Origin of the sequence: Bacteroides caecigallinarum (assembly GCF_016901995.1) — a bacterium.
In the GTDB taxonomy this organism is placed as follows: domain Bacteria; phylum Bacteroidota; class Bacteroidia; order Bacteroidales; family Bacteroidaceae; genus Phocaeicola; species Phocaeicola cellulolyticus.
In genome coordinates this window covers 1-1854 of record NZ_JACJLE010000113.1, presented here as the reverse complement: position 1 = coordinate 1854, position 1854 = coordinate 1, and the positions used below count along the sequence as shown (strand labels likewise).

Annotated in this window: 1 protein-coding gene; it reads left to right on the top strand. The window is 39.3% G+C overall.

Translation table 11 applies throughout. From position 1 onward, the window contains the following. Positions 1-116 precede the first annotated feature (116 nt). Entirely contained in the window at positions 117-1718 is a 1602-nt protein-coding gene (locus tag H6A61_RS15160; RefSeq protein WP_204394733.1) for an IS1182 family transposase, read from the top strand. The last annotated feature ends 136 nt before the right edge of the window (positions 1719-1854 follow it).

Here is a 1854-nt window from a genome sequence, read left to right as displayed (position 1 = left end):
AGAGGGTGTGTCAAAATGCATGCCCTCTTTTTTTTATGACAAAGCCTCGACTTTCCCAAGCCGAGGCTTTGTTATGTCCTAAAGATTTTGTATCTTTAAGCATAATCAAAACTAATATGGCAAAGATACATTTTCGTTCTTACAATCCCAACCAAATCGTCCTTTTTCCTCAGCGGATAGATGAAAATATTCCATCAGACGATCCTGTACGCATCCTGAATGCTATGGTAGATAACCTTGACCTCAGTTCCTTTCACAAGTTATACAAAGAGCTGGGCCGTTCTCCCTATCACCCACGAATGATGCTTAAAGCTGTTTTGTATGCCTATATGAACAATATCTATTCCTGTCGTAAGATAGAAAAATCCCTGCTGCGTGACATTCATTTCATTTGGCTTGCCGGTTATGAGAAGCCGGATTACCGGACTATAAACCGTTTCCGTAACCGTGTCAAGGATGAGATAAACGGAATATTCACACAAATAGTCCTCATCCTTGCATCCAAAGGATTCATAAGTCTTGATGTTGAATATATTGACGGCACAAAGATTGAATCAAAAGCCAACAGATACACATTTGTATGGCGTAAGAACGTAGAACGTAACCGCACCAGGCTTCTTGAGAAGATACGTATTCTTCTACAACAAATTGATGATGTCGTGGCACAGGATAATGCCTGCATTGAAAATACTGCTACCGAGTTTACCCCTTCCATGCTGACGGATATGATATCAGAGTTAAAAGCCTCTCTTGAGAATGCCCCAACCACATCGGATAAGGAAGAGAAGAAAGCAAATAAACAAAAGGCAAGGCAAATCAGACAATTGGAGTCACAACGTGACAAACTTGCCGAATATAACATGCACATGAAAATACTAGGCAAACGGAATTCTTATTCCAAAACAGATCCTGATGCTACATTTATGCATATGAAGGAAGACCCTATGGGGAACGGGCAATTAAAACCGGGATATAACCTACAAATCGGAACCGAAAACCAGTTTATGCTCGATTTTGGACTCTTCCCAAATCCTACAGACACTCTTACATTGATCCCGTTCGAAAATTCGTTTCATGAACGTTACAACCGTTTCCCATTAGAAGATGTTACCGATTCCGGTTATGGTTCGGAAGAGAACTATCGCTTTATGGACGAAAACGGAATAGAGGCATATGTCAAGTACAATTTCTTTCATAAGGAGCAGAGAGCAGACAAATATGTGACAAATCCTTTCAAACAGGAAAACCTGTATTATAACAAGGAGAAAGACTATTATGTTTGTCCCATGGGGCAACACATGGAGCGGACAGGTGTACGGCATTCTAGAACTGAAAGTGGATATGTTACAGAAAGTATCGCCTATAGTGTTGCAAGATGTGAGGGATGTCCTCTCAGATGTATGTGTTTCAGATCAAAATCACAAAGACGTACCATAGAAGTCAATCACAGGCTGAAAGAATATAAACAAAAAGCGCGTGAAAGACTTACCTCAGAGAAAGGCATAAAACATAGAAGGCAAAGATGCATAGAACCTGAAGCTGTCTTTGGACAAATAAAATACGACATGGGATACAAAAGGTTCAGGCATTTTGGAAAAGACAAGGTCACAATGGACTTTGCCTTCTTTGCCATTGCTTTTAATATAAAGAAAATGTGTGCTAAAATCAAAAATCAGAAGATGACAGACAATAATTATCAAAATATAAGAGTGGCATAAGCCATCTACAGCCGATTATACTACTTGAAAGCATGGAGATAGGGATAATACGGAAATATAGAAATCATACTCTATGAAAAATGAGAAACCGATGATTATATAACGAAAAGAGGATGCATCATTTTGACACACCCTC